Here is a 26353-nt window from a genome sequence, read left to right as displayed (position 1 = left end):
ACCCGGTCACGGCTCAGCCGGCCGGGAACGCCCCGAGGGACGGAGCCGTCAGTAGCACTCCATCTTGGGGTTCAAGCCGAGGCGCATCTTCAGGCCGCTGAGCTTGAAGGTGCCCGCCGTGGTCGCCCACGCCGTCTGCTCGACGTTGTAGAGGTCGGCCGACTGCGCCTGCTGGGCGAAGCCGCCCGGCAGGGTGGACTGGTCCTTGACCGCCGGGCCACGGGTCTTGTCCTTGACCGCGACGCCGATGTCGATGTTGTTGAACGTCGCGTCGGCGTCGAGCTGGGCGACGTCGATGTAGAGGTTCTTCGCCTCGACCTTGTGGTCGTCGTCCGGACCGGCGTCCAGACGGAGGTAGATCGTCTTCCCTATGAGGGGAATCTCCGTCTTGACGGACTGGCACATCTTCGTGATCTGGGCGCTGTCGAACGACGAGATCGCGACCGGGCGGATCGTCTTTTCCTTGCCCTCGGTCGACGTGTAACCGGTGTCGATACCGCCGTACTGGGCGAAGCCCTCACCGTGCAGATGCTCGGCGCCGACCTTGAACTCCTGGCCGGAGACGCTGAAGGACGCCGCGAGGGCACCCTGCGCGAGACCGACACCCACACACGCTGCGGCAGCGACGCTGGGCACCATGACCACAGCGAAGCGCTTCCATCTGGTCCCGCCACGCACCTGGGACTCCATATTTCCTCCTTCTCGGACGTACATCTCCTGTCCCGGGATCGCCCCAGCGGGCGGCTCGGCCGGGCAGGGATGGGAGAAGTGCTACGTCCTCGGGAAGGGGAGCGCCCGCGCTCGACGGCACGAACCCGCGCCCGAACAACCGGCGTTCACCCCCGAGCGACAACCACTGGTCGCGCCTGACGCACATCACGCACAACCTTCGGGACAGGCTCCGCCGTTGTGGCGAAGACCCCCCTGTCCCAGAGCCGGCGCCACTGCCGCCGGCTCTGCTCGGTGGGGACCCAGAGGCTCCGCTTCCCGGCCGGCTGCCGGGGGTGCGGAAATGGACCGAGCGTGGCCGATCGTGGTGCATTCTCGCCGCCCGCACAAGGGGCGCCGTTACCGGCTAGTAACGGCGCGATAACCGAACAACGACCCAGTGGTCTCGGAGGGCGACAGACCGTGCCATCGGTGGGCAGAGCAAAGCCGTTGATCCTCGGGCGAAGCCGGACAGACCAACGGCTCTGGCTTACTCGGAGTAACAGTGAGCGGGTTTACCAAGTTTTGGTAAAGCGTGATCACTCAGGCATCAGATCGGCCATTCGGCGAGCACGGCCCCAGGCGCCTCGCGCCCGACGCGGGGTCAGAACAGCGCCCGCGCCAGGGCCCTGCGCGCGGCGACGACCCGGGGGTCGTCGGCACCCACGACCTCGAACAGCTCCAGCAGGCGGCGGCGCACCGCGTCCCGCTCGTCGCCGGCCGTGCGGCTCACGGTCTCGATGAGCCGGCCGAAGGCGTCCTCGACATGACCGCCCACCAGATCCAGGTCGGCGGCCGCGATCTGGGCGTCCGCGTCACCCGGCTTGCCGGCGGCGTCCGCGCGCACCTTCTGCGGGTCCATGCCCTGTACCCGCTGGAGCAACTCGGCCTGCGCGAGACCGAGTTTGGCCTCGGTGTTGGCCGGGTCGTCGTTGAGCACGTTCTTGTACGCCTGGACGGCACCGCCCAGGTCGCCCGCGTCCAGCGCCTCCACGGCGGCGGCCAGCAGGGCGTCGTACGGACCCTCCGGCAGCTCGGCCGCGGGGGCGGCGCCCGGAGCGGCGTCCGGGTCGACGGCCAGACCGGTCAGGCCGAAGCGCTGCTCGGCGACCTGGACCAACTGGTCGAGCGTCTCCCGGATCTGCTGCTCGTCGGCCGCGCCCTGGAAGAGCGGCAGCGCCTGTCCCGCGACGACCGCGAAGACGGCCGGAATCCCCTGGACCCCGAACTGCTGCATCAGCATCTGGTTGGCGTCGACGTCGACCTTGGCGAGCAGGATGCGCCCGTTGTACTCGACGGCCAGCCGCTCCAGCAGCGGGCTGAGCTGCTTGCAGGGCTGACACCATTCGGCCCAGAAGTCGATGACGACCGGGACTTCGGCGGAGCGCTGGAGGACTTCGCGCTCGAAGCCCGCCTCATCGACGTCGATGACGAGGTCGGCGGGCGAGACCGCGCCCGCGCCGCCGTGCCGGGCGGCCTCGGCGCGCGCCTGCTCCGCCTTGGCCTTGGCCTCCTGGGCCGCCTTCACCGCGGCGAGGTCGACGACGCCGCTCATGGACATGTTCCGTGGCTGCATGCGTCTATCCTCCCCCGTTCCGGCGTATGAAGGAAAAAAGCGATCGTGGTCGGCGATCGCGGTCGGCGCCGGGTCCCCACCTGGCGCCAGTGGTCGTCGCCCGTGTACGTCCGTCACGAGCTTTCGCTACGAGTCGTAGCGTAATACCGGAACCCCGGTGCGCGACACCGCTTTCCGGTGATCTCTCTCACGACCTGCGGTTAAGGTCGTGTCCATGCAGAGCCGCACCCCCGCCGGACGTACCGGCCGCCCGCGCAGCGCCGCCGCGGACGCCGCGATCCTGGGCGCGACCCGGCAGGCGCTGGTGGAGCTGGGCTGGTCCGGACTGACGTTGTCCGACGTGGCCGTGCGGGCCGGGGTGGCGAAGACCACGGTGTACCGGCGGTGGCCCGGCAAGCACGAACTGGTCGTCGACGCGGTCGCCGAACTCTTCGACGAGCTTCAACTGCCCGACCGGGGCTGCCTGGCCGCCGACATCGAGGGCGTGGTGCTCCAGTTCGCCGCGATCCTGGCCCGGCCGGAGGCCAAGAGCGGCCTGATGGGCGTGGTCGCGGAGTCGACGCGCGACGACGCGCTGCGCGAGCGGGTGCGGACCTCGATCGTGGAACGGCAGAAGCGGCTGGTGCTGGACGGGCGGGCGCGTGCCCAGGAGCGCGGCGAACTCCCGCCGGAGGCCGACCCGGCGGAGGCCGCGCGCACGGTCGACCTGATCTTCGACATGGTGGCGGGCGCGGTGGTGCACCGCACCCTGGTCAGCGGCAAACCGGCGGACGAGGAGTGGGTGCGCGGCTTCACCCACATCCTCCTGCTGGGCCTGTCGGCCCCGGCCCCCGACCTCACTCCTCCGGGGGGACCGGCGAGTTGACGCGGGGGCTCTGACCGAGGGGCGTCAGAAGCCCGCCGGTTCCGTGTAGACGCCCCACTCGTCGCGCAGCACGCCGCAGATCTCGCCGAGGGTGGCCTCCGCGCGGACCGCTTCCAGCATCGGTCCGATCATGTTGGCGCCGGAGCGGGCGGCGGCCAGCATGGCGTCCAGCCCCTTCCGTACGGCCTGCTCGTCGCGTGCCGCCTTGCGGTCGGCCAGGACGCGGACCTGCTCGCGCTCGACCTCGTGGCTGACCCGGAGGATCTCCAGGTCGCCGGTGACCGAGCCGGTGGCGACGTTGACGCCGACGACCCGCTTCTCGCCCTTCTCCAGCGACCGCTGGTAGCGGAAGGCGGACTCGGCGATCTCGCCGGTGAACCAGCCGTCCTCGATGCCGCGCAGGATGCCGGAGGTGATGGGGCCGACGGGGTGCTGCCCGTCGGGGTGGGCCCTGAGGCCGCGCTCCTTGATCTGCTCGAAGATCTTCTCGGCGTCGGCCTCGATGCGGTCGGTGAGCTGCTCGATGTACCAGGAACCGCCCAGCGGGTCCGCGACGTTGGCGACGCCGGTCTCCTCCATCAGCACCTGCTGGGTGCGCAGCGCGATCTCGGCGGCCTGCTCGCTGGGCAGGGCGAGGGTCTCGTCGAGGGCGTTGGTGTGCAGCGAGTTGGTGCCGCCGAGTACGGCCGCGAGCGCCTCCACGGCGGTGCGGACGACGTTGTTGTACGGCTGCTGCGCGGTCAGCGAGACCCCGGCCGTCTGGGTGTGGAAGCGCAGCCACTGCGCCTTGTCGGTCTTCGCCCCGTAGACCTCCCGCATCCACCGGGCCCAGATGCGGCGGGCGGCGCGGAACTTGGCGATCTCCTCGAAGAAGTCCACGTGGGCGTCGAAGAAGAAGCTGAGGCCCGGCGCGAAGACGTCCACGTCCAGGCCGCGGGAGAGGCCGAGTTCCACGTACCCGAAGCCGTCCGCGAGGGTGTACGCCAGCTCCTGCGCGGCCGTGGCCCCGGCCTCGCGGATGTGGTAGCCGGAGACCGAGAGCGGCTTGTACGCGGGGATGCCGGCGGCGCAGTGCTCCATCAGGTCGCCGATGAGGCGCAGGTGCGGCTCGGGCTGGAAGAGCCACTCCTTCTGCGCGATGTACTCCTTGAAGATGTCGGTCTGCAGCGTGCCGTTGAGCACCGCCGGATCGACACCCTGGCGCTCGGCGGCGACCAGGTACATGCAGAAGACGGGGACGGCGGGCCCGCTGATGGTCATCGAGGTGGTGACGTCACCGAGCGGGATGTCCCGGAACAGCACCTCCATGTCGGCGGCCGAGTCGATGGCCACACCGCAGTGCCCGACCTCGCCGAGCGAGCGCGGCTCGTCGGAGTCGCGGCCCATCAGCGTCGGCATGTCGAAGGCGACGGACAGGCCCCCGCCGCCCGCGGCGAGGATCATCTTGTACCGCTCGTTGGTCTGCTCGGCGTTGCCGAACCCGGCGAACTGGCGGATGGTCCAGGTGCGGCCCCGATACCCGGTCGCGTGCAGCCCGCGCGTGTAGGGGTACTCCCCCGGCCACCCGATCCGCTCGAACCCCTCGTACACGTCCCCGGCCCGGGGCCCGTACACGGGCTCGACGGAGTCACCGGAGAGCGTGCTGAAATCCGCGTCGCGCTTGCGCGCGGCGTCGTACCGGTCCTGCCAGCGCCGGCGGCCTTCTTCGATCGCGTGAGCGTCCATGGCATCGAATTTACTTGGACGTCCTACTAAATGTCGATGGGAAACCGCCGTACGAGTGCGTACGGCGGTTCCGGTTACGCCTCGACGGCCGCCCCGGACGGCTGCGCGACCTTGCCGTCCAGCTCGCGGCTGATCTTCCGCTCGACGAAGAACGCGGCGGTCGGGATGGTGCCCGCGATCAGGACCCAGAGCTGCTTGCCGACCGGCCACTTCGCCTTGGAGCCCAGGTCGAAGGCGAAGACCAGGTAGACGACGTACAGCCAGCCGTGGGCGATGCCGACGATCCGCGTGAAGTCCGCGGCGCCGTCCATCTCCAGGAGGTACTTGGCGATCACGCCCAGGGTCAGCAGGACCAGCAGCACACCGGTGACGTAGGCCATCACGCGGTAGCGGGTCAGCACGCTCTTCTTCATGCACACGAGCGTAACCACGCGTTCCGGGAGATCTTGCCCCAGGGTCACCCCCGCGGGGAACCCCGAGGTCACTCCCCCTCGAAGTCACCCGCCGCGACCCGCAGGGGGCGCAGGATCTCGAAGACGTCCGCGCAGCCCTCCGCGTCGTAGGCGCCCAGACCGAAGTCCATCGCCATCAGGTCGCGGGTGGCGGAGTCGACCACCTCGCGGCCCTTGGCGGTGATGACGGCGAGGGTGCCGCGGCCGTCCTTGGGGTTGGGCCGCTTGGCCACCAGACCGGCCTTGACCAGGCGGTCCACCGTGTTGGTCACCGAGGTGGGGTGCACCATCAGCCGCTCGCCGATCTTGGACATGGGCAGCTCACCCTCCTTGGAGAAGGTGAGCAGCACCAGCGCCTCGTAGCGCGCGAAGGTCAGCCCGTACGGCTTGACCACCGCGTCGACCTCGGCCAGCAGGATCTGCTGGGCCCGCATGATCGACGTGATCGCGGCCATCGAGGGCACGCTTCCCCAGCGCTGCTTCCAGAGCTCGTCGGCACGGGCGATGGGGTCGAAGGGGAGACTGAGAGGCTTGGGCACGTCATCAGACCCTACCGGCCGGTCATATGCCGGGCAGCCCCGTCTCGGCTTTCGGTCACCCGGCACGCCACCGCGAGCCCCACGCAGCACAGCGTTCCCGCGGCTCCGGCCGCCACGACGGCCGTGCGCGCCCCGACGGCCTCGGCCACCACGCCCGCCAGCGCCATCCCCACGCCCTGGATCGTCATCAGCCCGGCGCTCAGCAAGGTCATCGCCCGCCCCCGGAACTCCTCGGGCACCGCCCGGACGAACCACTGGTCGAGCCCGAGGGTGTACGCCGAGCACGCGCCCGCGAGGACCAGGAGCAGCAGGGAGGGCCAGAGCCCCGGCGCGAGGGCGTAGCCGAGGTACGGCACCACGGCGAGGCACAGCAGCGGCAGCACGATCCGCTCCCGGCCGGCCGGTCCGAGCCGCGCCCCGGCGAACAGCTCGCCCGCGACCGTGCCGACGGGCAGCGCGCACATCAGCAGGCCGAGGCCGGTGGAGCCCGCGCCCAGGGCGTGGGAGTAGGGCGCGGCGAGCGCCTCGGGGACGACGGAGAACATCGCGGGCACCCAGAAGACCAGCAGCAGCACCAGCACGCGCCGGTTTTGCAGCAGCGCGCGCGTGCCGCCGCCGTCCTTCCGCTCCGGCCGCCGCCGGGCCGGCCGCTTCCGGGTGCCGAAGCGCAGCAGCGCGGCCGAGGCGAGGAAGGTGCCGACGGTGATCAGCAGGGCGTGCCGGGGGCTGACGGCGGTCAGCAGCAGCCCGCCGAGCCCGTACCCGGCCAGCAGCGCGCTCTGCGAGACGATCCGGATCAGGGAGCGGCCGAGCACGAAGGCGTCGCCGTCGCCGAGGACGTCCGCGAGGGTGGCCATCCGGGTGCCGGAGAACACCGGGGAGACCACGGCGACACCGAAGCGCAGCGCGAGCAGCACGGCCACGCCCGTGCCCGGCGCCACCATCGCCGCGACGCACGCCGCGCACACCAGGTCGCAGACCACCAGCACCCGCCGGGCCGGGAAGCGGTCGGCGACGGGGGCGAGCAGGGTGCCGCCGAGGGCGTAGGGCAGGAAGCCGACCGCGAAGGCGAGGGCGCTCATCAGCGGCGAGCCGGTGAGGTCGTAGACGAGCACGGACAGCGCGATCTCGCTGACGACCATCCCGAGCAGGGACAGCACATGGGCGGCGAAGACGGCCCGGAACTCGGGGACGGCGAGGACGTGGCGGTAGCCGGTGCGGGCGGAGGCCGGGGCCCTGGGCGGTGCGGACATGCCCGGCAGCCTGCCGGGGGCGGCGGCGGGCGACGTAGAGTTTCGGCTCCGGCCGAATGTCAGGGGGGAGCGATCGTGGCCTCGCACCTGCGCTTCGGCGAGGAGGACTTCCTCAACTGCCGGTTCGCGCTGTCCCCGCTGTGGGAGACGCAGGACGCGGTGCGCACGCTGCGCCGCCCGGACCGGCACGGCTACCACACGCCGTGGCTGCGCCGCATCCGTGCGGCGGCGGCCGGTGTGGACCTGGCCCCGCTGTGGCTGCTGATGCCCCGCCGGGGTCACTCCCCGGACTGGCTCGGGGCGCCGCCGATCGGTCCGGCGGCCACCTTCGAGGAGGAGATCGCGGCGGTACGGGCGGCCGACCCGGAGGCGGCCCGTGCGGACACCGCCCGCTCGCTGGCCTGCACCCCGGGCGCGCTCGACTCAGGCCGGGGCCGGGCGTGGCTGGCGGACCCGGTGCGGATGGTGCGGGAGCTGGCGGACGCCCTGGAGGCGGCCTGGCGGGTCCTGGTGGAGCCGGAGTGGCCCCGGCTGCGGGCGCTGCTGGAGGCGGACGTGGCCTTCCACTCGCGCCGTCTCGCCGAGGTCGGGCTCGGCACGCTGCTGCCGGAGCTGGACGCGCGGCTGAGCTGGGACGGCCGCACGCTGACCGTGCCGGGCGGGGCGTACGAGCGCCGGCTCGGCGGGAGGGGGCTGGTGCTGATGCCGAGCGTGTTCTGCTGGCCGGACGTGATCACCGGCTTCGACCCGCCCTGGCAGCCCACCCTCGTCTATCCGGCGCGCGGTGTCGGCGGCCTGTGGGCCGAGCCGGGCGCCCGGACGCCCGGTGCCCTGGTCCGTCTGCTGGGCCGCAACCGGGCGGCCGTGCTGGCGGCGCTGGACGATCCGGCCTCCACCACGGCCCTTGCCCACCGGCTCGGGCTCGCCCCGTCCTCGGTCTCCGCCCATCTGTCGGTGCTGCGCGAGAGCGGCCTGCTGACGTCACGCCGGTACGGGCACCAGGTGCTGTACGAGCGGACGCCGCTGGGGATGGCGCTGGCGTCAGGGGGCTGAGGGACACCGCGCCGCGTGGAACATCCATGCCGGAAATCGAACTTTCACGCCAGTTTCATGGCACCGCATCTCCAATGATCACTGACGGTTCGTCACATTATCCGCCGGGAAGTCCAGTTCTCCATGGGGAGTACCGGGGGTGATGCCTCGAACTGGACGTTCGAGCGGTCCGGGGCGCACCTATTCTGGGCGGTCTTCATGCCGCGAGGCATCGCTGCCGATGGACGTGGAGAGGGAGGCGCGCCGTGGATGCGCCACGCATGTCCGCTTTTCAGCTTCGGATGACAGTGGCCACGCTCAGCCTCGTGCTGTTCGCCCAGACGGCGTTCTGGCTGCTCTACGACATCGTCGCGAGGGGCCTGCCCACCGCATGGTCCGGGTGGACGTCGGGTGACGCCACGGGCCTGTCGGCGACCTCCTCGCTCGACCTGGGACTGGCGGCCCTGCAGCTCGCGGCGGGAGTCGCGGCGCTGTTCGAGACCCGCGCCGTCGGTGGTCTGCTGCTGGCCGCGTGCACCGTGACGCTCGGGTTCAGGCTGCCCGTCGTCTGGTACTTCCTGCTCGACTCGCCGTCCGACCCCTGGTTCGGCACGCTCGCCGGCCCCTCGGTCGGCGCGGTCGGCGGCACCGCGATCCTCGCGGTCCTGGTGGCCCTCGCCCTCGGCGCACTGCTGCTCTGGGCGCGGCAACAGGAACAGCAGGCGTCCCTGCGCATCGGCGCCGTCGGGGGAATCCGCCCGGTGAAGGTGACCGCGACCGCCTCCGGCATGCTCCTCGCGGTGCTGAACATCTTCTACATCGGCCGCAACGCCGTGACGGCGTTCGACGTCGGCCCCGGCGTGCTGGGCGACCTCATCGTGGGGAAGGGCAGCGGTCGCGCTGTGCTGGGGGTGTCCTCCCCCTACCAGTGGGCCTGCCTGACCGTGCTGTGCGGGGCCGGCATGTTCCTCGCGGCCCGGCGGCGGCCCACGGCCACCGGCTTCTCGGTCGGACTGTCCCTGTTCATGATGCCGTCGGCGTTCACCGACCTGTGCGCCTACGCGGCAGGCGGGGCCTCGCAGACCCTCGTGGACACGTCCCAGAACCTGCTCGAGTTCATCGGGTCCGCGGCGGTGGTCGCCCTCATCGTCAGGGACATCCGGAACGACCACCGGCCGAAGCCGGGCGAGGACGACGGCAGCGGGCCGGCCCTCGGCACCGAGGGCGCCGAGGCAGCCGCCCCGCGGCAGAGCGTCACCACGGCGGACGCCGGCGAGGGCTGAGACGGTCATCCGGTGAGAGCGAACCCCGACGGGCATCCCCGCTAAGGGCGCAGGTGGCGTTCCACCGTCTCCACCTTGGAGGTGAGGCCGTCCTCGACGCCGGGGCGGATGTCGGCCTTGAGGACCAGCGAGACGCGCGGCGCGCGGGCCTCGACGGCGGCCACGGCGCGCTTCACGACGTCCATGACCTCGTCCCACTCGCCCTCGATGGACGTGAACATGGCGTCGGTGCGGTTCGGCAGCCCGGACTCGCGGACCACGCGGACGGCGTCGGCGACGTACTCCCCCACGTCCTCGCCGACGCCGAGGGGCGTCACGGAGAAGGCGACGATCATGCGTTCACGGTCCCTTCCTCGCGGGCGCGGGCCGCGATGAGGGCGTTCTCGGACTCGCGGCGCAGCTTGCGCTCGGCGAAGAAGCCGCCAGTGGGCAGCACCGAGAGGACGAAGTAGAGGGCGGCGGTGCCGAAGCTCCACTTGGCCCGGTTCCAGGCGTCCAGCCAGAAGATCACGTACAGCACGAACAGCACGCCGTGGACCGCGCCCATCACGGGGACCGCGTTGAAGTCCGTGGTCCGCTTCAGCACCGAGCACAGCAGCAGGATCAGGAAGGACACGGCCTCCGGCGCCGAGACCAGGCGGAGGCGGCGGATGGCGGAAGCGGTCTTGAGGTCCACGGGTCACCTTCGGGGAGACGTCGGCTGGGGCTGCCGGGCACGCGATCGGCGCACGACCGGCTCATGATCCGGTTTGTGAATGGAAGCACAAGCGTCCCCCCATTGTGACAAACGCGGCCCCTAGGGGTGTGCTCAGGGTCGCTCTCCACCCAGGGGCCCTGTTCGCTCCACCCGGGCGCCCGCTACTTTCGCGGTGTGGCGATGTTCCGACTGCAGGGAAGCAAGGTCCTCGCCGTCGACATGACCGGGGACGCCGTGAAGGCGAAGAACGGCTCGATGGTCGCGTACGACGGACAGATGGCCTTCAAGAAGATGAGCGGCGGCGGTGAGGGGCTGCGCGGGATGGTGACGCGCAGGCTGACCGGCGAGCAGATGACGGTGATGGAGGTGAGAGGACAGGGGACCTGCTGGTTCGCGGACCGGGCGTCCGAGATCAATCTCGTCGCCCTGCGCGGCGACACGCTGTACGTGGAGTCGAGCAACCTCCTGGCGACCGACGGAGGGCTGCGCACGGGCACCACCTTCACCGGGCTGCGCGGTGCCTCGCAGGGCAACGGGCTGTTCACCACGACCGTGGAGGGCACCGGCCAGGCGGCCCTGCTCTCCGACGGTCCTGCGGTGGTGCTCCGGGTCAGCCCGCAGTACCCGCTGACCGTCGACCCGGGCGCGTACATCGCGCACCAGGGGAACGTCCGGCAGTCCTTCCAGTCCGGCGTCACCTTCCGCACCCTCATGGGCGAGGGCGGCGGGGAGGCGTTCCAGATCCGCTTCGAGGGTGACGGGCTGGTCTATGTGCAGCCCAGCGAGCGGAACACGATCGCGGGGGATCTGTGAGATGAGCTTCCGGGAGATCAACTCCAAGATGGTGCAGGCCACCGTGGCGCCGGGCGAGCGGCTGTTCAGCCAGCGCGGGGCGATGCTGGCGTACAGCGGCGAGGTGTCCTTCACCCCGAACACGCAGAGCGGCCAGGGCGGGGTCCTGTCGATGCTCGGGCGCCGGGTGGCGGGCGAGGCGGCCCCGTTGATGACCGTGGAGGGCAGCGGAACGGTCCTGTTCGGGCACGGCGGCCACCACACCCATGTCATCAACCTCGGCGGGGACACCCTGTACGTGGAGGCGGACCGGCTGCTCGCCTTCGAGGGCTCGCTCCGGCAGGGCACGATGTTCCTCGGCTCGCAGGGCGGCGTCATGGGTCTGGTGCGCGGCCAGGCGACCGGCCAGGGCCTGTTCACCACGACCCTCCAGGGCCACGGCTCGGTCGCGGTGATGGCGCACGGCGGGGTCTTCGAACTGCCCATCACCCCGCAGCGCCCGGTCCATGTGGACCCCCAGGCGTACGTCGCCCACCACGGGGACGTGCGCAACAAACTCTCCACCGCGCTGGGCTGGCGCGACATGGTGGGCCGCGGCTCGGGCGAGGCGTTCCAGCTGGAGCTGAGCGGCAGCGGCACGGTCTACGTCCAGGCGTCGGAGGAGAAGCTGTGAGCGGATACACGAGCGCGGGCGGCCCGGCGGCCGGCCCGGTGGTCCTCGACCCGGTGACGCTCCCTGTCGACGACAACGTGAACCCGTACACCTTCTGCGTGGAGCTCAAGGGCTCCCAGTGGTTCCTGCAGAAGGGGAAGATGATCGCCTACTACGGTTCGATCGAGTTCAACGGCATCGGGCACGGCCGGCTGGACCGGCTGGTGCGTACGTCGTTCCATTCGCCACTGCACGCGAGCGACTGGGTCGTGGCGGAGGGCTCGGGCAAGATGCTGCTCGCCGACCGGGCCTTCGATGTGAACTCGTACGACCTGGAGGACGGCAATCTGACCGTTCGCGCGGGCAACTTGATCGCTTTTCAGCCAAGCTTGGCACTCAAACAGTCGATCGTGCCGGGCTTTCTGACGCTGATCGGAACCGGAAAGTTCGTGGCCGCCTCGAACGGCCCTGTGGTCTTCATGGAGCCGCCGATCCGGGTGGACCCCCAGGCGCTGGTCGGCTGGGCCGACTGTCCCTCCCCCTGCCATCACTACGACCACTCCTACCTCACGGGCGTGATGGGCGGTCTACGTGCGATGACGGGACTGGGCGGGGCTTCCGGGGAGGAGCACCAGTTCGAGTTCACGGGTGCGGGGACCGTGCTGCTGCAGTCCAGCGAGACGCTGATGGCCGAGCAGTCCACGGGCGCTGTTCCGGCCGAGCCGGGGGTACCCGGAGGGGGCGCAGCAGGGCCGATGGGGCCCGGAACGGGGGCTTCCGGGGTACCGCGCCTTCCCGGACAGCTGGGAGACCTCCAGCGTCGCTTCGGGCTGTGAGCGGTAGTCTGCGGAGTGTGACGTCGAACGCGTGCGCACAGTCACATCACCCAGAGTAGTTCGTCATTCAACTTCTTAGGTAGACTTCATTCATGGAGACCGAGACGGCCACGCACTGGCTGACCGATGCGGAGCAGTGCGCCTGGCGCACCCACCTGGAGGTCAACAGGCTGTTGACGTACCAGCTCGAAAAAGATCTGCAGCCGTTCGGGCTGACGATGAACGACTACGAGATCCTCGTCAATCTGTCCGAGTCGGACGACATGCGGATGCGGATGAGCGACCTGGCGGGCGCGACCATGCAGTCCAAGAGCCGCCTCTCGCATCAGATCACGCGCATGGAGAACGCGGACCTGGTCCGCCGGGAGAACTGCGAGTCGGACCGGCGCGGTCTCTTCGCCGTCCTGACCGAGCACGGCCTGCAGACGATGCGCAAGGTGGCCCCGCACCACGTGGCCTCCGTCCGCCGCCACTTCATCGATCTGCTCTCCCCCGACGCCCTCCAGGACCTGGACAAGTCCCTGAAGCCCATCGCCGAGCACCTCAGGGACCAGCGCGGCAGGCCGTAACCCGGCCGGGTCCGCGGGCATCCGTCCGGCGCGACGCCCCGCCCACCCGACGCACCGCACAGGTGCGAGGGGGGCGGGGCGTTCGGCTGTCCGGGAGACGGCCCGGCAGGCCGAGCGGCATCAGCGGCTCACCACCGCGCGGCTCAGACCGCCGCGGGCTCCCGCCGCCTCCCGCTCGCCAGGGCCACCCCCGCCGAGGCCAGCGCGGTGGCTCCCGTCAGGGCGAAGCACAGGGGCAGGGGAAGGTGGCCGACAAGGGCGCCGGTGCTCACGCCGCCGGCCGAACTGCCCGCGTTGACCGCCATGTTGACCCAGGCCCCGGCCCGGGTGCGGTCGCTCGCGGGGGCCGACTCGTCCGCCAGCAGGTAGGCCGTGGTGAGCGCCGGGGCGATGAAGGCGCCCGCGCAGGTCATGGCCGCCGTGAGCGTCAGGACGCCCGGCGCCAGGCCCGCCGCCGCGATCGTCAGGCCGAGGGCCGCCGCGAGACCGGCGAGACGCGGCCCGGCGGGACCGCGCCAGTCGATCGCCCCGTTCGCCAGCCCGCCCAGCGCGCTGCCCACCGACAGGGCGCCCAGCACCCAGGGGACGAGGTCGGTGTCGCCCGAGTGCTCGCCGACGTGCGCCAGCACCAGCAGTTCCACCCCGCTGACGGCGAGCCCCGCGCCCGCCGCCACCGCGACCGGCGCCACGAGACTCCGGACGCCGCCCAGACGGCCCTCGTCCCCGGTCCGGGGCCGGGGCCCCGTCATCGCCGGGGAGGTGACGAAGGCGGCGGTCCCCGCGATCATCAGTACCGCCCCGGACAGCACCCCGGCCGCCGGGACGGTCCAGGCGACCAGGACGCCCACCAGGGCGGGACCGGACACGAACAGCAGCTCCTCCGCGACACCGTCGAGGCTGTACGCCCGCCGCAGCAGGTCCCGGTCGGCGAGGAGTTCGGACCACACCGCCCGCATCGTCGGCCCCAGCGGCGGGGCGCAGGCGCCCGCGAGGACGGCGGCGCCCCCGATCAGCGGCACCGGCGTACCGGGCCGCCAGGTGAGCGCGGCCAGCACGCCCAGCAGCAGCCCGTGGGCGACGCCCAGCGGGAGCAGGGCGCGGCGGGCGCCGTGCCGGTCCACCAGGGAGGCGCGCCGCGGGGTCAGGAGGACCACGGCGGCGCCGTACAGGGAGAGCACCGCACCGGAGGCGGTGTACGAGCCCGTGGCCCGCTGGGTGGCGAGCAGCAGGGACAGCGGGACGATCCCGTAGGACAGGCGGCCCACCAGCGCGGTGGCGAAGGTGCGGCGCGCGTGCGGGACGCGGAGGACGGCGGCGTACGAGGGCGCGGCGGGGCGCGCGGAAGCGGGCGCGGACATGCGCGGGGTTCCTCACGGGAGGCGGGACGAGGGCACGGGTGCGCCGCGCGAGACCCCGGCCCGGAGCCGGTCGGCCGCGCGGCGCGGGTGCGCTCTACGCCATCAGGAGGAACATGCCGATCAAGGTAGCAGCGGCCTCAGCCCTGCGTAAGCCCCTCCACCAGCTCGTCCGCCGCGCGGTACGGGTCGAGTTCGCCCGTGACGATGCGGTCCGCGAGGGCGGAGAGGCGGCGGTCGCCGTGGAGGTCGCCGATGCGTTCGCGCAGGGTGGTGACCGCGATCGTCTCCACCTCGCGGGCCGCGCGGGCGCGGCGCCGCTCGGCGAGGACGCCGTGCTCCTCCATCCAGGCCCGGTGCTTCTCCAGGGCCTCCACCACCTCGTCGATGCCCTCGGCGCGGGCGGCGACCGTCTTGACGATGGGCGGGCGCCAGTCGCCGGGGCCGCGGGCCTCGCCGAGGCCCAGCATGTGGTTCAGCTCGCGTGCGGTGGCGTCGGCGCCGTCGCGGTCGGCCTTGTTGACGACGTAGACGTCGCCGATCTCCAGGATTCCGGCCTTCGCGGCCTGGATGCCGTCGCCCATGCCGGGCGCCAGCAGGACCACGCTGGTGTCGGCCTGGGAGGCGATCTCCACCTCCGACTGGCCCACGCCGACCGTCTCGACCAGGATCACGTCGCAGCCGGCCGCGTCCAGCACCCGGATCGCCTGCGGCGCGGACCAGGCGAGCCCGCCGAGGTGGCCGCGGGTGGCCATGGAGCGGATGTAGACGCCGGGGTCGGAGGCGTGGTCCGACATCCGGACCCGGTCACCGAGCAGCGCGCCCCCGGAGAACGGCGAGGACGGGTCGACGGCGAGCACGCCGACCCGCTTGCCCTGCTTGCGGTACGCGGTGACCAGCGCGGAGGTGGAGGTGGACTTGCCGACTCCGGGTGAGCCGGTCAGCCCGACCACGTAGGCGTTGCCGGTCAGCGGGGCCAGCGCCGCCATCACCTCACGGAGTTGCGGGGACGCCCCCTCGACCAGGGAGATCAGCCGGGCCACGGCCCGGGGCCGGCCTTCCCTGGCCTCGGCCACCAGAGAGGAGACGTCCCGCATCAAACAGCTCCGTTCACTCGCACCGCTCGCGCACACCGCCGGAAAAGAACAGCTCAGCCCTTGGGTACCCGCACGACGAGCGCGTCACCCTGCCCGCCGCCACCGCACAGCGCGGCCGCGCCGATGCCGCCGCCCCGGCGCTTCAGCTCCAGCGCCAGGTGAAGGACCAGACGGGCGCCGGACATGCCGATCGGGTGACCGAGGGCGATGGCGCCGCCGTTGACGTTCACCTTTTCCGTGGACACCCCGAGGTCGTCCATTGACTGCACGGCGACCGCCGCGAACGCCTCGTTGATCTCGATGAGGTCCAGGTCGGAGACGTCCAGGCCCTCCTTGCCCAGGGCGTGCCGGATCGCGTTGGACGGCTGGGACTGGAGGGAGTTGTCGGGGCCGGCGACGTTGCCGTGCGCGCCGATCTCCGCCAGCCAGTCCAGGCCCAGTTCCTCGGCCTTGGCCTTGCTCATCACGACCACGGCGGCCGCGCCGTCGGAGATCTGCGAGGAGGACCCGGCGGTGATGGTGCCGTCCTTGGCGAAGGCGGGCCGCAGCCGGCCGAGCGACTCGGCGGTGGTGTCCCCGCGGATGCCCTCGTCCTTGCTGAACAGCACCGGGTCGCCCTTGCGCTGCGGGATCTCCACGGGGGTGATCTCGGCCTCGAACAGGCCGTTCTTCTGCGCGGCGGCGGCCCGCTGGTGGGACAGGGCGGCGATCTCGTCCTGGGCGGCGCGGGCGATGCCGAGGCGGGTGTTGTGCTTCTCGGTGGACTCGCCCATGGCGATGTTCTCGAAGGAGTCGGTGAGCCCGTCGTGGGCCATCGAGTCCAGCATCTCCACCGCGCCGTACTTGAAGCCCTCGCGGGACTTCGGCAGCAGGTGCGGGGCGTTGGTCATGGACTCCTGGCCGCCCGCGACCACGATGTCGAACTCACCCGCGCGGATGAGCTGGTCGGCCAGCGCGATCGCGTCGAGGCCGGAGAGGCAGACCTTGTTGACGGTGAGCGCCGGGACGTTCATCGGGATGCCGGCCTTGACGGCCGCCTGGCGGGCCGGGATCTGACCGGCACCCGCCTGGAGCACCTGGCCCATGATCACGTACTGGACCTGGTCGCCGCTGATCCCGGCGCGGTCGAGGGCGGCCTTGATCGCGAAGCCGCCCAGGTCGGCACCCGAGAAGGACTTCAGCGAACCGAGCAACCGTCCCATGGGCGTCCGGGCGCCCGCGACGATCACGGAGGTGGTCGTTCCAGAAGACATGAGCTGCGATCCCCTTACCGGCCTGCACAGCCGAGGAGTGAACGAGGGTTTACTTCGAATGTACTGACCGGTACCGGAGCCCGTCATCGCCCGTGCGGTGTGATCGCGCGCACGTTGCGTAACCACCTCCGGAGCGCTGCACTGAAACCATGCTGACGCGAATCGACCACATCGGGATCGCCTGCCACGACCTCGACACCACCGTCGAGTTCTACCGGACGACCTACGGCTTCGAGGTGTTCCACACCGAGGTGAACGAGGAGCAGGGCGTCCGGGAGGCCATGCTCAAGATCAACGAGACGTCGGACGGCGGCGCCTCCTACCTGCAGCTGCTCGAACCGACGCGGGAGGACTCCGCGGTCGGCAAGTGGCTGGCCAGGAACGGCGAGGGCGTCCACCACATCGCCTTCGGTACGGCGGATGTGGACGCGGACGCCGCGGACATCCGCGACAAGGGCGTACGCGTCCTGTACGAGGAGCCCCGCATCGGTTCCATGGGGTCACGGATCACCTTCCTGCACCCCAAGGATTGCCACGGAGTCCTGACAGAACTGGTCACTTCGGCGGCAGTTGAGTCACCTGAGCACTGACTCTCGTACATAAGGGCCGGTAGGGTTGGGGGCGGTCGTCCCCGAACACGGGGGACGACCGATGCCGGGGTTAAGGGTTTCGGGGGACGAGCGTCGGGGCAGCAGCCGGTGCTCCGCCGTTGATCTGACACCATTCCCCGGAGGGCCCCGTCCGGCGGACGGACGGTGCTCGTCGGAGAAATTCACCAGGGGACGGATGGGACCGCGCAGTGCGGGGCTACGAGAGCCAGGAGCGAGAGCCGGCGGCTGACGTCGACCACCTCTCTCGGTTCGAGGCCGAGATGAAGCGGCTGAAGACCGAGCGGGAAAAGGCGATCCAGCACGCCGAGGACCTCGGCTACCAGGTCGAGGTGCTGCGCGCCAAGCTGCACGAGGCGCGCCGCACCCTGATGACCCGTCCCGCCTATGACGGCGGTGACATCGGCTACCAGGCCGAGCAGTTGCTCCGCAACGCCCAGGTCCAGGCCGACCAGTTGCGGCAGGACGCCGAGCGCGAGCTGAGCCAGGCCCGCGCGCAGACCCAGCGCATCCTGCAGGAGCACGCGGAGCACTCCGCGCGGCTCCAGGCGGAGCTGCACCAGGAGGCGGTGACCCGCCGCCAGCAACTGGACCAGGAGCTGGCCGAGCGGCGCCAGACGGTCGAGTCCCACGTCAACGAGAACGTGGCCTGGGCCGAGCAGCTGCGCGCCCGCACCGAGCAGCAGGCACGCCGGCTGCTCGACGAGTCCCGCGCCGAGTCCGAGCAGGCCATGGCCGCCGCCCGTACCGAGGCCGAGCGGCTCACCCACGAGGCCCGTGAGCGGCTGCGCACCGACGCGGAGGCGGCCCGCAGCGAGGCCGAGCAGATCCTGCGCCGGGCCCGCACGGACGCCGAGCGGCTGCTGAACGCGGCCTCCTCGCAGGCCCAGGAGGCCACCGACCACGCCGAGCAGCTCCGCACCTCCACCGCCAGCGAGTCGGACGCCGCGCGCCGGCAGGCCGCCGAGCTGAGCCGGAGCGCCGAGGAGCGGATGGCGGAGGCCGAGCGCAATCTGCGCAGCGCCCGGTCCGAGGCGGAGAAGCTGGTCACCGAGGCCAAGGAGTCCGCCGCGAAGGCGCTCTCCAGCGCCGAGGCCGCCAACGAGACCCGGACCCGGACCGCCAAGGAGCAGGTCGCCCGGCTGGTCAGCGAGGCCACCAAGGAGGCCGAGTCCACCAAGGCGGACGCCGAGCAACTGGTCGCGGACGCCCGCGCGGAGGCCGAGAAGATCCTCGCGGAGGCCGGGGAGAAGGCCCGCAGCGCCACCGCAGAGGAGACGGCGAGCCAGCTCTCCAAGGCGGCCCGGACGGCCGAGGAGGTCCTGAACAAGGCCGCCGAGGACGCCCGCAGGACCACCAGGGCCGCCACCGAGGAGGCCGAGCGCATCCGCTCGGAGGCCGAGACCGAGGCGGACCGGCTGCGTGCCGAGGCGCACGACATCGCCGAGGGGCTCAAGGGCACGGCGAAGGACGACACCAAGGAGTACCGCGCCAAGACGGTCGAGCTGCAGGAGGAGGCGCGCCGGCTGCGCGGCGAGGCCGAGCAGCTGCGCGCCGACGCGGTCGCCGAGGGCGACTCCATCCGCGCCGAGGCCCGCCGGGAGGCGGTCACCCAGATCGAGGAGGCGGCGAAGTCCGCCGAGGAACTCCTCGCCAAGGCCAAGGCGGACGCGGACGAGCTGCGCAAGACCGCCACCACCGACAGCGAGAAGGTCCGCACCGAGGCCATCGAGCGGGCGACCGGCCTGCGCCGGCAGGCCGAGGAGACGCTGGAGCGCACCCGCAAGGAGGCCGAGCGGCTCAAGGCCGAGGCCGAGGAGCGGGCCGAGACGGTCGGGGCCGACGCCGAGAAGGCCGCGCGCGAGCTGCGCGAGGAGGCCGAGAAGGCCGCCGAGGCCCGCCGCGAGGAGGCGGCCGGTGAGCTGACCCGGCTCCAGACCGAGACGCAGGAGCGGCTGGACTCGGCGGAGGGCGCGCTGTCCGAGGCGCGCGAGGAGGCGTCCCGCATCCGGCGCGAGGCCGGCGAGGAGTCCGAGCGGCTGCGTTCGGAGGCCGCCGAGCGCATCCGTACGCTCCAGCAGCAAGCGGAGGCCGAGGCCGAGCGGCTGCGCGACGAGGCCGCGGCGGACGCGTCCGCCTCGCGTGCCGAGGGCGAGTCGGTGGCCGTGCGGCTGCGGTCGGAGGCCGCGTCGGAGGCCGAGCGGCTCAAGGCGGAGGCCCAGGAGACGGCCGACCGGGTCCGCGCGGAGGCGCAGGCCGCCGCCGAGCGGCTGGGCACGGAGGCGTCCGAGACGCTGGCCGCCGCCCAGGAGGAGGCCGCCCGTCGCCGCCGCGAGGCGGAGGAGCTGCTCGGTTCCGCCCGCGAGGAGGCGGACCAGGAGCGCGAGCGGGCCCGCGAGCAGAGCGAGGAACTGCTGGCCTCGGCGCGCAAGCGCGTGGAGGAGGCGCAGGCCGAGGCGACCCGGCTGGTGGAGGAGGCGGACCGGCGGGCCACCGAGATGGTGTCCGCCGCCGAGACCCACGCGGCGCAGGTCCGGGAGTCCGTCAGCGGGCTGCACGAGCAGGCGCAGGAGGAGATCGCCGGGCTGCGTTCGGCCGCCGAGCACGCGGCGGACCGTACCCGGCGGGAGGCCGAGGAGGAGGCGGACCGGGTCCGCACCGACGCCTACGCCGAGCGGGAGCGGGCGAGCGAGGACGCCACGCGGCTGCGCCGGGAGGCGGACGAGGAGTCCGAGACGGCGCGGGCGCTCGCGGAGCGCACGGTCGCCGAGGCGGCCGAGGAGTCGGAGCGGCTGCGTTCGGAGGCGTCCGAGTACGCCCAGCGGGTGCGTACCGAGGTGTCGGACAAGCTGGCCGAGGCCGACCAGAGCGCGTCGCGGACGCGGGCGGACGCCCGTGAGGACGCCAACCGCATCCGTTCGGACGCGGCGACGCAGGCCGACGCCCTGATCACCGAGGCGAGTTCCGAGGCGGAGCGGCTCCAGAGCGAGACGGCCGCGGAGGCGGACCGGGTCCGCGCCGAGGCGGTGGCGGGCGCCGAGAAGCTGATCGCGGACGCGACCGACGACGCGGAGCGGCTGCGCGCCGAGGCCGCGGAGACGGTCGGTACGGCGCAGCGGCACGCGGAGCGGATGCGTGCCGACGCCGACCGGGCCAGGTCCGACGCGGAGGCCGAGGCCGAGCGGCTGACGGGCTCGGCGCGCGAGGAGGCCGAGCGCACGCGGGACGAGGCACGGCAGGACGCCAACAAGCGGCGCTCCGAGGCGGCCGAGCAGGTCGACACGCTCATCGCGGAGACGGCGGCCGAGGCGGACAAGCTGCTCGCGGAGGCGCGGCAGCAGGCGCAGCAGGCGACCAGGGACGCGGAGGGCCAGGCCGACACGATGGTGGGCGCGGCCCGCACCGAGGCCGACCGGATCGTGTCCGAGGCGACGGTGGAGGGCAACTCCCGTGTGGAGAAGGCCCGTACGGACGCCGACGAGCTGCTGGTCGGGGCGCGCCGGGACGCGACCGCGATCCGGGAGCGGGCCGAGGAGCTGCGCGTGCGGGTCACCTCGGAGATCGAGGAGCTGCACGAGCGGGCCCGCCGGGAGGCGTCGGAGACGATGAAGTCGACCGGGGACCGCTGCGACGCGCTGATCAAGGCGTCCGAGGAGCAGTTGTCCAAGGCGCAGGCGAAGGCCAAGGAGCTGGTGTCGGAGGCGAACTCCGAGGCGGGCAAGGTGCGGATCGCCGCCGTGAAGAAGGCGGAGGGTCTGCTCAAGGAGGCCGAGCAGAAGAAGACCAGGCTCGTCAAGGAGGCCGAGGAGCTGAAGGCCGAGGCGATCCGCGAGGCGCGGCTCACGGTCGAGGAGGGCAAGCGGGAGCTGGAGATCCTGGTGCGCCGCCGGGAGGACATCAACACCGAGATCTCCCGCGTCCAGGACGTGCTGGAGGCGCTGGAGTCCTTCGAGGGTCCGGCCGGCAAGGACGGCGTTGTCAAGGCGGGGGCCACGGTGGGACCGCCCCGATCGGGTGGCAAGAACTCGGAGGGGTAGAGCCGGGAGGAGACGGGTAACTCCGGCGGCGCCGGGCGGCGCGGAGGGCGGATTACGGGTCTGATGGGCTGCTTTGCCCTGGTATTCGGCAAGCTGTCGGGTGGTCAGCCACCCGAAAGAGGTGTCATTCTCCAGACCAAACACGTATCCGCTCGATGACACACCGCTTCGGCGCCTAGGATTCCCTCTATCACCTCACCGGTCTCATTCGACAGGAACCCCATGAGCGACACTTCCCCCTACGGCTTCGAGCTAGTGCGGCGTGGATACGACCGCGCTCAGGTGGACGAACGCATCTCCAAGCTCGTCTCCGACCGTGACAGCGCGCTCTCCCGGATCACCGCACTGGAGAAGCGCATCGAGGAGCTCCACCTCGAGACGCAGAATGCCCAGGCCCAGATCACCGACGCCGAGCCGTCGTACGCGGGTCTCGGCGCGCGGGTCGAGAAGATCCTGCGCCTCGCCGAGGAGGAGGCGAAGGACCTGCGCGAGGAGGCGCGGCGCGCTTCCGAACAGCACCGCGAGCTGGCCGAGTCGGCCGCCCAGCAGGTCCGCAACGACGCCGAGGCGTTCGCCGCCGAGCGCAAGGCGAAGTCCGAGGACGAGGGCGTCCGGATCGTCGAGAAGGCCCAGGGCGAGGCGTCGCAGCTGCGCTCCGACGCGCAGAAGGACGCGCAGTCCAAGCGCGAGGAGGCGGACGCCCTCTTCGAGGAGACCCGCGCCAAGGCCGCGCAGGCCGCCGCCGACTTCGAGACCAACCTCGCCAAGCGGCGCGAGCAGTCCGAGCGGGACCTGGCCTCGCGTCAGCAGAAGGCGGAGAAGCGGCTCGCGGAGATCGAGCACCGCGCCGAGCAGCTCCGCCTGGAGGCGGAGAAGCTGCGCACCGACGCCGACCGCCGTGCGCGCCAGACGGTGGAGACGGCGCAGCGTCAGGCCGAGGACATCGTCGCGGACGCGAACGCGAAGGCCGACCGCATCCGTTCGGAGTCCGAGCGGGAGCTCGCGGCGCTGACCAACCGCCGCGACAGCATCAACGCGCAGCTCACCAACGTGCGCGAGATGCTCGCCACGCTGACGGGTGCCGCGGTCGCCGCCGCCGGTTCCCCGGTGGACGACGAGACGGTCGCGCGCGGCGTTCCGGCGCAGCAGACCCGGTAGGGTCCGGCGCGGTCCCGTCGAGCGCGAAGCCCTCTGCCGCCGGCGCGGCAGGGGGCTTCGGCCGTCCCGGTCCGGACACTCCCGGTGAGCCTTTGGCTTTACTTTCTCTTGGGCGGAACCGGGGTGGTCCGGATATCCTCCTAACCCTTACGGGGGCACGCGCCCCGCTGTCCTGAACCTTCCGATGGGTGCGGAGCATGATCGAGGCTGTTGGCCTGACCAAGCGGTACGGCGACAAGACCGCCGTGCACGACCTCTCCTTCCAGGTGCGTCCCGGTGCGGTGACCGGCTTCCTCGGTCCCAACGGCTCCGGCAAGTCGACGACCATGCGGATGATCCTCGGGCTGGACAACCCCACCTCCGGCTCGGTGACCATCGGCGGCTACCCGTACCGCAAGCTGCCCAACGCCCCCCGTCAGGTCGGCGCGCTGCTGGACGCCAAGGCCGTGCACGGCGGCCGCAGTGCCCGCAACCATCTGCTGAGCCTCGCCCAGCTCTCCGGCATCCCGGCCCGCCGGGTGGACGAGGTGCTCGGGGTCGTCGGTCTGCAGGAGGTGGCCCGGCGGCGTTCCAAGGGCTTCTCGCTCGGCATGGGCCAGCGTCTCGGCATCGCCGCCGCGCTGCTGGGCGACCCCCAGGTGCTGCTCTTCGACGAGCCGGTCAACGGGCTCGACCCCGAGGGCATCCTCTGGGTCCGCAATCTGATGAAGGCGCTCGCCGCCGAGGGCCGTACGGTCTTCGTGTCCTCGCACCTGATGAGCGAGATGGCGCTGACCGCCGACCACCTCATCGTGATCGGGCGGGGTCAGCTCCTGGCCGACATGAGCGTGACCGACTTCATCTCCGCGAACTCCGCCGACTTCGCCCGGGTGCGCACCCCGGACACCGAGCCGCAGCAGCGGGAGAAGCTGACCTCGGCGCTGACCGAGGCGGGCGGCCATGTGATGCCCGAGCTGGACGGCGCGCTCCGGGTGACCGGGCTGGCACTCCCCCGCATCAGCGACCTCGCGCACGAGGCGGACGTACGGCTGTGGGAGCTGTCGCCGCATCAGGCGTCGCTGGAGGAGGCGTACATGCGGATGACGCAGAGCGTCGTCGACTACCGCTCCACCGTCGACCAGCGCTCGGGGCTCCAGCAGCCGCTGCCGCCCGGTGTCCAGCCGCCCATGCCGGTGCCGGGCCAGGGCCAGCCGGGCTGGTACGCACCGCCGCCGCCCGCGCCGGGCACCCCGTACGCGCCTCCGGCGCCGGTCGCGCCCGCCGGTCCCGCGGCCGGTGGGCCGAACCCGTACGCGGCGCCCGCCACCGGCGAACCGAACCCGTACGCCGCGCCCGCCGAACCGACCAAGCCCGAGGACTCCCGATGAGCACCCAGCAGCCCCCGACGCCCGAGGCGCCCGCCGTCGCGCCCGGCGGCCCCCACGCCGGCTACAGCTCACCGATCCCCGTGACCCGGACGCATCTGGGGCACGCGCTGGCCTCGGAGTGGACGAAGATGAAGTCGGTGCGCTCCACGGTGTGGACGCTCGGCGTGTTCGTCCTGCTCGTGGTCGGCATCGGCCTGCTGGCCGCGGTGGCGGTCCGGGGCGCCGGTGAGCTGGACGGCCAGAACCCGCTGACCCTCGGCTTCTTCGGGCTGCTGCTCGGCATGATGTGCGTGATGACGCTGGGCGTGCTGACCACGGCGTCCGAGTACGGCACGGGCATGATCCGTACGACGATGACCGCGTGCCCGGCCCGGGGGCGGGTGCTGGCGGCCAAGTCGATCGTGTTCTTCGTCGTCGCCTTCGTGGTGACGCTGGCCACCGTGTCCTTCGTGGCGCTGCTGCAGACCGCGATGCTGGAGGGGCACGGCACCCTCACCCCGAGCACCGGGGAGTGGGTCAAGGCCACCGTCGGCATCAGCCTGTACGTCGCGCTGCTCGGTCTGCTGTCGCTGCTGGTCGGCTCGATGATCCGGCACTCGGCGGGCGCGATCACCATCATGATCGGCGCGGTGCTGGCCCCGCTGGTGATCGCGCTGTTCATGAACGCGAACTCGCTGGAGAAGGTGCAGCAGGCGCTGCTGGAGTACTCGATCCCGAGCCAGATGGGCGTCTTCTACGACAACACCCTCAGCCACTCCGGGCCCTCGGGCTGGGAGCCGCTGTGGATCATTCTCGGTGTGACGGCGGCGGCGTTCGCCGGCGCGTACGCGCTGCTGGAGAGCCGGGACGTCTGACCCCGGCCGGGTTCAGAACCTGGGCCAGTCACCGGACCGCCGCACCCGCGTGGTGCGGCGGTCCCGTGCGTTCCAGCACGCCTTGTGCCAGTGCCGCCGGTCGTCGACGCCCGCGTGCTGCGGCCAGGCCACCACGTGCGGGACGCCGGAGGGGATGACCTGGTCGCAGCCGGGGCAGCGGTAGGTCTTGCCGTCGGCGTTGGCCCCCGCGACGTGGCGCACGCTCCACTCCTCGCCCTGCCAGCTCTCGGTCGACTGCCAGCCGCCGTACCGGCCCGACCGGTCGTCCTCGGCACCCCGGCCGGACGAGTCTGCGGTCTTGGGTCGGTTGCGACGCGGGGACACGGGGCACCTCTCGGGGCTATACAGGAAGCACGGGCCGCATCCAGCCTACGCGGCACCGGCCGGGGTACGCGTAGGTCACCAACCCGTGCAAGTCCCCTTCCAGGTCGATCCATTCCAGCAGAGAAGCGACCATTCTGCAGACAATCCGCAAATCCCTCCACGAAGCCGTGTCCTGGGCACGTGTCATGTGGTTATGCCGGTCGGGGGAGCTCCCGGTCGGAGCCAAGGAAGCGGGAAATGCGATGCGCGTAGGAAGTTTTGTGCTGTCGGCCCAGTATCCGGGCCAGGGCGCCGGAGAGGCCCTGCACCGGGCGGTGCGCTCGGCGGAGGTGGCCGACGAGGCGGGGCTGGACACCGTGTGGCTGGCCGAGCACCACTTCGTGCCGTACGGCACCTGTCCGTCGGCCGTCACCCTGGCCGCGCTCCTGCTGGGCCGCACCCGGCGGGTCCGCGTCGGCACGGCGGTCAGCGTACTGCCCACCGCCCATCCGGTGGCCCTCGGCGAGCAGGCCGCGCTGCTGCACGTCACGAGCGGCGGCCGGTTCACGCTCGGCGTGGGGCGCGGCGGCCCCTGGGTGGACCTGGAGGTGTTCGGCGCCGGACTCGGGGCGTACGAGCGCGGGTTCCCGGAGTCGCTGGACCTGCTGCTGCGCTGGCTGCGCGAGCCCTCGGTCGGCGCCTCGGGCGAGCGGTACGCCTTCCGCGAGGTGCCGGTGGTGCCGCGCCCGGCCGACGCGCTGACCGAGGCTCCGGGGCCCGAGGTGGTGGTGGCGTGCACCTCGCCGGGCAGCGTGCGGCTGGCCGCCGAGCGGGGGCTGCCGATGCTGCTGGGCATGCACGTCGGGGACGAGGAGAAGGCCGAGATGGTGGCCCTGTGGCGGCGCCACGCGCGCGCGGCGGGGCGGGCACCCGAGGAGATCGCGGCCGCCGGGCACGTCTCGGCCGGCGTCTGCCAGCTCGCGGACCGCCCCGGCGATGCCGCCGAGACGCTCCTGAAGGCGATGCCAGGCTGGCTGAAACAGGGCCTGGAGGCCCATGTGACGGTGGACGGCCGGGCCCGCGCGATGCGCGATCCGTACGCCTACACCGAACTGCTCTGCGGGCTGCACCCGGTGGGTACGCCCCGGCTGGCCGCCGACCGTCTCGCGGCCACCGCGGAGCGCACCGGGATCTCCCGCTTCGCCCTGCTGGTCGAGGGCTCCGGCGATCTGGCGGCGACGGAGGAGAACCTGCGGCGTCTGGGCGCCGAGGTGCTGCCCCAGTTGCGCTGACCGCCGGAGCGGGCGTCGCACGTCGTACG

The 26353-nt window shown here is 72.1% G+C and carries 25 protein-coding genes; 13 read left to right on the top strand and 12 right to left on the bottom strand.

Going from position 1 to position 26353, the window contains the following annotated elements:
* Positions 1-48 precede the first annotated feature (48 nt).
* A complete protein-coding gene (locus tag ABZ898_RS01960) occupies positions 49-690 on the bottom strand; it encodes a DUF6230 family protein (protein WP_361651775.1) in 642 nt (213 codons plus the stop codon).
* Positions 691-1312: 622 nt separating this feature from the next.
* The gene (locus tag ABZ898_RS01955) at positions 1313-2284 is read right to left on the bottom strand and encodes a tetratricopeptide repeat protein (protein ID WP_361651773.1); all 972 of its coding nucleotides are present in this window, start codon (positions 2282-2284) and stop codon (positions 1313-1315) included.
* Between the two features lie 214 nt (positions 2285-2498).
* Here ABZ898_RS01955 and ABZ898_RS01950 point away from each other — a divergent pair, with 214 nt between their 5' ends.
* On the top strand, positions 2499-3149 hold the full coding sequence (locus tag ABZ898_RS01950) for a TetR/AcrR family transcriptional regulator (protein WP_361651771.1): 651 nt from the start codon (positions 2499-2501) through the stop codon (positions 3147-3149).
* Positions 3150-3173: 24 nt separating this feature from the next.
* Here the strand turns inward: ABZ898_RS01950 and ABZ898_RS01945 are convergent, their stop codons facing one another.
* The 4 genes from ABZ898_RS01945 to ABZ898_RS01930 all read right to left on the bottom strand — a co-directional run bounded on the left by ABZ898_RS01945 (position 3174) and on the right by ABZ898_RS01930 (position 7118).
* Positions 3174-4874, bottom strand: a complete 1701-nt coding sequence (locus ABZ898_RS01945) for a methylmalonyl-CoA mutase family protein (RefSeq protein ID WP_361651769.1) — start codon at positions 4872-4874, stop codon at positions 3174-3176.
* Between the two features lie 74 nt (positions 4875-4948).
* Complete coding sequence (locus ABZ898_RS01940) at positions 4949-5287, bottom strand: DUF3817 domain-containing protein (protein WP_361651767.1); 339 nt, start codon at positions 5285-5287, stop codon at positions 4949-4951.
* A 68-nt stretch (positions 5288-5355) separates the two neighbouring features.
* The gene (locus ABZ898_RS01935) at positions 5356-5865 is read right to left on the bottom strand and encodes a MarR family transcriptional regulator (RefSeq protein ID WP_361651765.1); all 510 of its coding nucleotides are present in this window, start codon (positions 5863-5865) and stop codon (positions 5356-5358) included.
* Between the two features lie 11 nt (positions 5866-5876).
* Positions 5877-7118 carry an MFS transporter gene (locus ABZ898_RS01930; RefSeq protein ID WP_361651763.1) on the bottom strand — a complete coding sequence of 414 codons (1242 nt, stop codon included), beginning with the start codon at positions 7116-7118 and terminating at the stop codon, positions 5877-5879.
* Positions 7119-7193: 75 nt separating this feature from the next.
* Here ABZ898_RS01930 and ABZ898_RS01925 point away from each other — a divergent pair, with 75 nt between their 5' ends.
* Together ABZ898_RS01925 and ABZ898_RS01920 are read left to right on the top strand one after the other, a co-directional pair.
* Positions 7194-8171 carry a DUF5937 family protein gene (locus tag ABZ898_RS01925; protein ID WP_361651761.1) on the top strand — a complete coding sequence of 326 codons (978 nt, stop codon included), beginning with the start codon at positions 7194-7196 and terminating at the stop codon, positions 8169-8171.
* Positions 8172-8452: 281 nt separating this feature from the next.
* Complete coding sequence (locus tag ABZ898_RS01920) at positions 8453-9433, top strand: hypothetical protein (RefSeq protein ID WP_361651759.1); 981 nt, start codon at positions 8453-8455, stop codon at positions 9431-9433.
* A gap of 41 nt (positions 9434-9474) precedes the next feature.
* On the opposite strand, the gene ABZ898_RS01915 is transcribed toward ABZ898_RS01920, so the two are convergent.
* The gene (locus ABZ898_RS01915; RefSeq protein WP_361651757.1) at positions 9475-9768 is read right to left on the bottom strand and encodes an MTH1187 family thiamine-binding protein; all 294 of its coding nucleotides are present in this window, start codon (positions 9766-9768) and stop codon (positions 9475-9477) included.
* The gene (locus ABZ898_RS01910; protein ID WP_361651755.1) at positions 9765-10109 is read right to left on the bottom strand and encodes a DUF3817 domain-containing protein; all 345 of its coding nucleotides are present in this window, start codon (positions 10107-10109) and stop codon (positions 9765-9767) included. The genes ABZ898_RS01915 and ABZ898_RS01910 overlap by 4 nt, the downstream gene beginning before the upstream one ends.
* Positions 10110-10310: 201 nt before the next feature.
* Between ABZ898_RS01910 and ABZ898_RS01905 the strand changes: the two genes are divergently transcribed.
* The 4 genes from ABZ898_RS01905 to ABZ898_RS01890 all read left to right on the top strand — a co-directional run bounded on the left by ABZ898_RS01905 (position 10311) and on the right by ABZ898_RS01890 (position 12979).
* Complete coding sequence (locus ABZ898_RS01905; RefSeq protein ID WP_361652272.1) at positions 10311-10943, top strand: AIM24 family protein; 633 nt, start codon at positions 10311-10313, stop codon at positions 10941-10943.
* A gap of 1 nt (position 10944) precedes the next feature.
* Positions 10945-11595 carry an AIM24 family protein gene (locus ABZ898_RS01900; RefSeq protein WP_361651753.1) on the top strand — a complete coding sequence of 217 codons (651 nt, stop codon included), beginning with the start codon at positions 10945-10947 and terminating at the stop codon, positions 11593-11595.
* A complete protein-coding gene (locus ABZ898_RS01895) occupies positions 11592-12410 on the top strand; it encodes an AIM24 family protein (protein ID WP_361651751.1) in 819 nt (272 codons plus the stop codon). Before ABZ898_RS01900 ends, ABZ898_RS01895 begins: the two co-directional genes overlap by 4 nt.
* Positions 12411-12502: 92 nt before the next feature.
* On the top strand, positions 12503-12979 hold the full coding sequence (locus ABZ898_RS01890) for a MarR family transcriptional regulator (protein WP_361651749.1): 477 nt from the start codon (positions 12503-12505) through the stop codon (positions 12977-12979).
* Positions 12980-13122: 143 nt separating this feature from the next.
* Here the strand turns inward: ABZ898_RS01890 and ABZ898_RS01885 are convergent, their stop codons facing one another.
* The 3 genes from ABZ898_RS01885 to ABZ898_RS01875 form a co-directional block, all read right to left on the bottom strand.
* Complete coding sequence (locus ABZ898_RS01885; protein ID WP_361651747.1) at positions 13123-14337, bottom strand: MFS transporter; 1215 nt, start codon at positions 14335-14337, stop codon at positions 13123-13125.
* Between the two features lie 137 nt (positions 14338-14474).
* On the bottom strand, positions 14475-15431 hold the full coding sequence (gene meaB, locus ABZ898_RS01880; RefSeq protein ID WP_361651745.1) for a methylmalonyl Co-A mutase-associated GTPase MeaB: 957 nt from the start codon (positions 15429-15431) through the stop codon (positions 14475-14477).
* Positions 15432-15484: 53 nt separating this feature from the next.
* The gene (locus ABZ898_RS01875; RefSeq protein WP_361651743.1) at positions 15485-16684 is read right to left on the bottom strand and encodes an acetyl-CoA C-acetyltransferase; all 1200 of its coding nucleotides are present in this window, start codon (positions 16682-16684) and stop codon (positions 15485-15487) included.
* A 149-nt stretch (positions 16685-16833) separates the two neighbouring features.
* Here ABZ898_RS01875 and mce point away from each other — a divergent pair, with 149 nt between their 5' ends.
* The 5 genes from mce (at position 16834) to ABZ898_RS01850 (ending at position 24708) form a co-directional block, all read left to right on the top strand.
* Positions 16834-17274, top strand: a complete 441-nt coding sequence (gene mce / locus ABZ898_RS01870) for a methylmalonyl-CoA epimerase (RefSeq protein WP_361651741.1) — start codon at positions 16834-16836, stop codon at positions 17272-17274.
* 209 nt (positions 17275-17483) lie between these two features.
* A complete protein-coding gene (gene scy, locus ABZ898_RS01865; RefSeq protein ID WP_361651739.1) occupies positions 17484-21329 on the top strand; it encodes a polarized growth protein Scy in 3846 nt (1281 codons plus the stop codon).
* Between the two features lie 222 nt (positions 21330-21551).
* Positions 21552-22487, top strand: a complete 936-nt coding sequence (locus ABZ898_RS01860) for a cellulose-binding protein (protein ID WP_361651737.1) — start codon at positions 21552-21554, stop codon at positions 22485-22487.
* Between the two features lie 197 nt (positions 22488-22684).
* Positions 22685-23854: an ABC transporter ATP-binding protein gene (locus ABZ898_RS01855; RefSeq protein WP_361651735.1), complete on the top strand. Its 1170-nt coding sequence runs from the start codon at positions 22685-22687 to the stop codon at positions 23852-23854.
* The gene (locus ABZ898_RS01850) at positions 23851-24708 is read left to right on the top strand and encodes an ABC transporter permease (RefSeq protein WP_361651734.1); all 858 of its coding nucleotides are present in this window, start codon (positions 23851-23853) and stop codon (positions 24706-24708) included. The genes ABZ898_RS01855 and ABZ898_RS01850 overlap by 4 nt, the downstream gene beginning before the upstream one ends.
* Before the next feature lie 12 nt (positions 24709-24720).
* Here ABZ898_RS01850 and ABZ898_RS01845 read toward each other — a convergent pair whose 3' ends face one another.
* On the bottom strand, positions 24721-25053 hold the full coding sequence (locus ABZ898_RS01845) for an ATP/GTP-binding protein (RefSeq protein ID WP_361651732.1): 333 nt from the start codon (positions 25051-25053) through the stop codon (positions 24721-24723).
* A 242-nt stretch (positions 25054-25295) separates the two neighbouring features.
* On the opposite strand from ABZ898_RS01845, the gene ABZ898_RS01840 reads away from it, so the two are divergent.
* The gene (locus ABZ898_RS01840; RefSeq protein WP_361651731.1) at positions 25296-26324 is read left to right on the top strand and encodes an LLM class flavin-dependent oxidoreductase; all 1029 of its coding nucleotides are present in this window, start codon (positions 25296-25298) and stop codon (positions 26322-26324) included.
* Positions 26325-26353 lie beyond the last annotated feature (29 nt).

The sequence above is a fragment of the Streptomyces sp. NPDC046860 genome (genome assembly GCF_040645115.1).
In the GTDB taxonomy this organism is placed as follows: domain Bacteria; phylum Actinomycetota; class Actinomycetes; order Streptomycetales; family Streptomycetaceae; genus Streptomyces.
The sequence above is the reverse complement of the archived record's forward strand: the minus strand, read 5'-3'. Positions and strand labels throughout refer to the sequence as shown.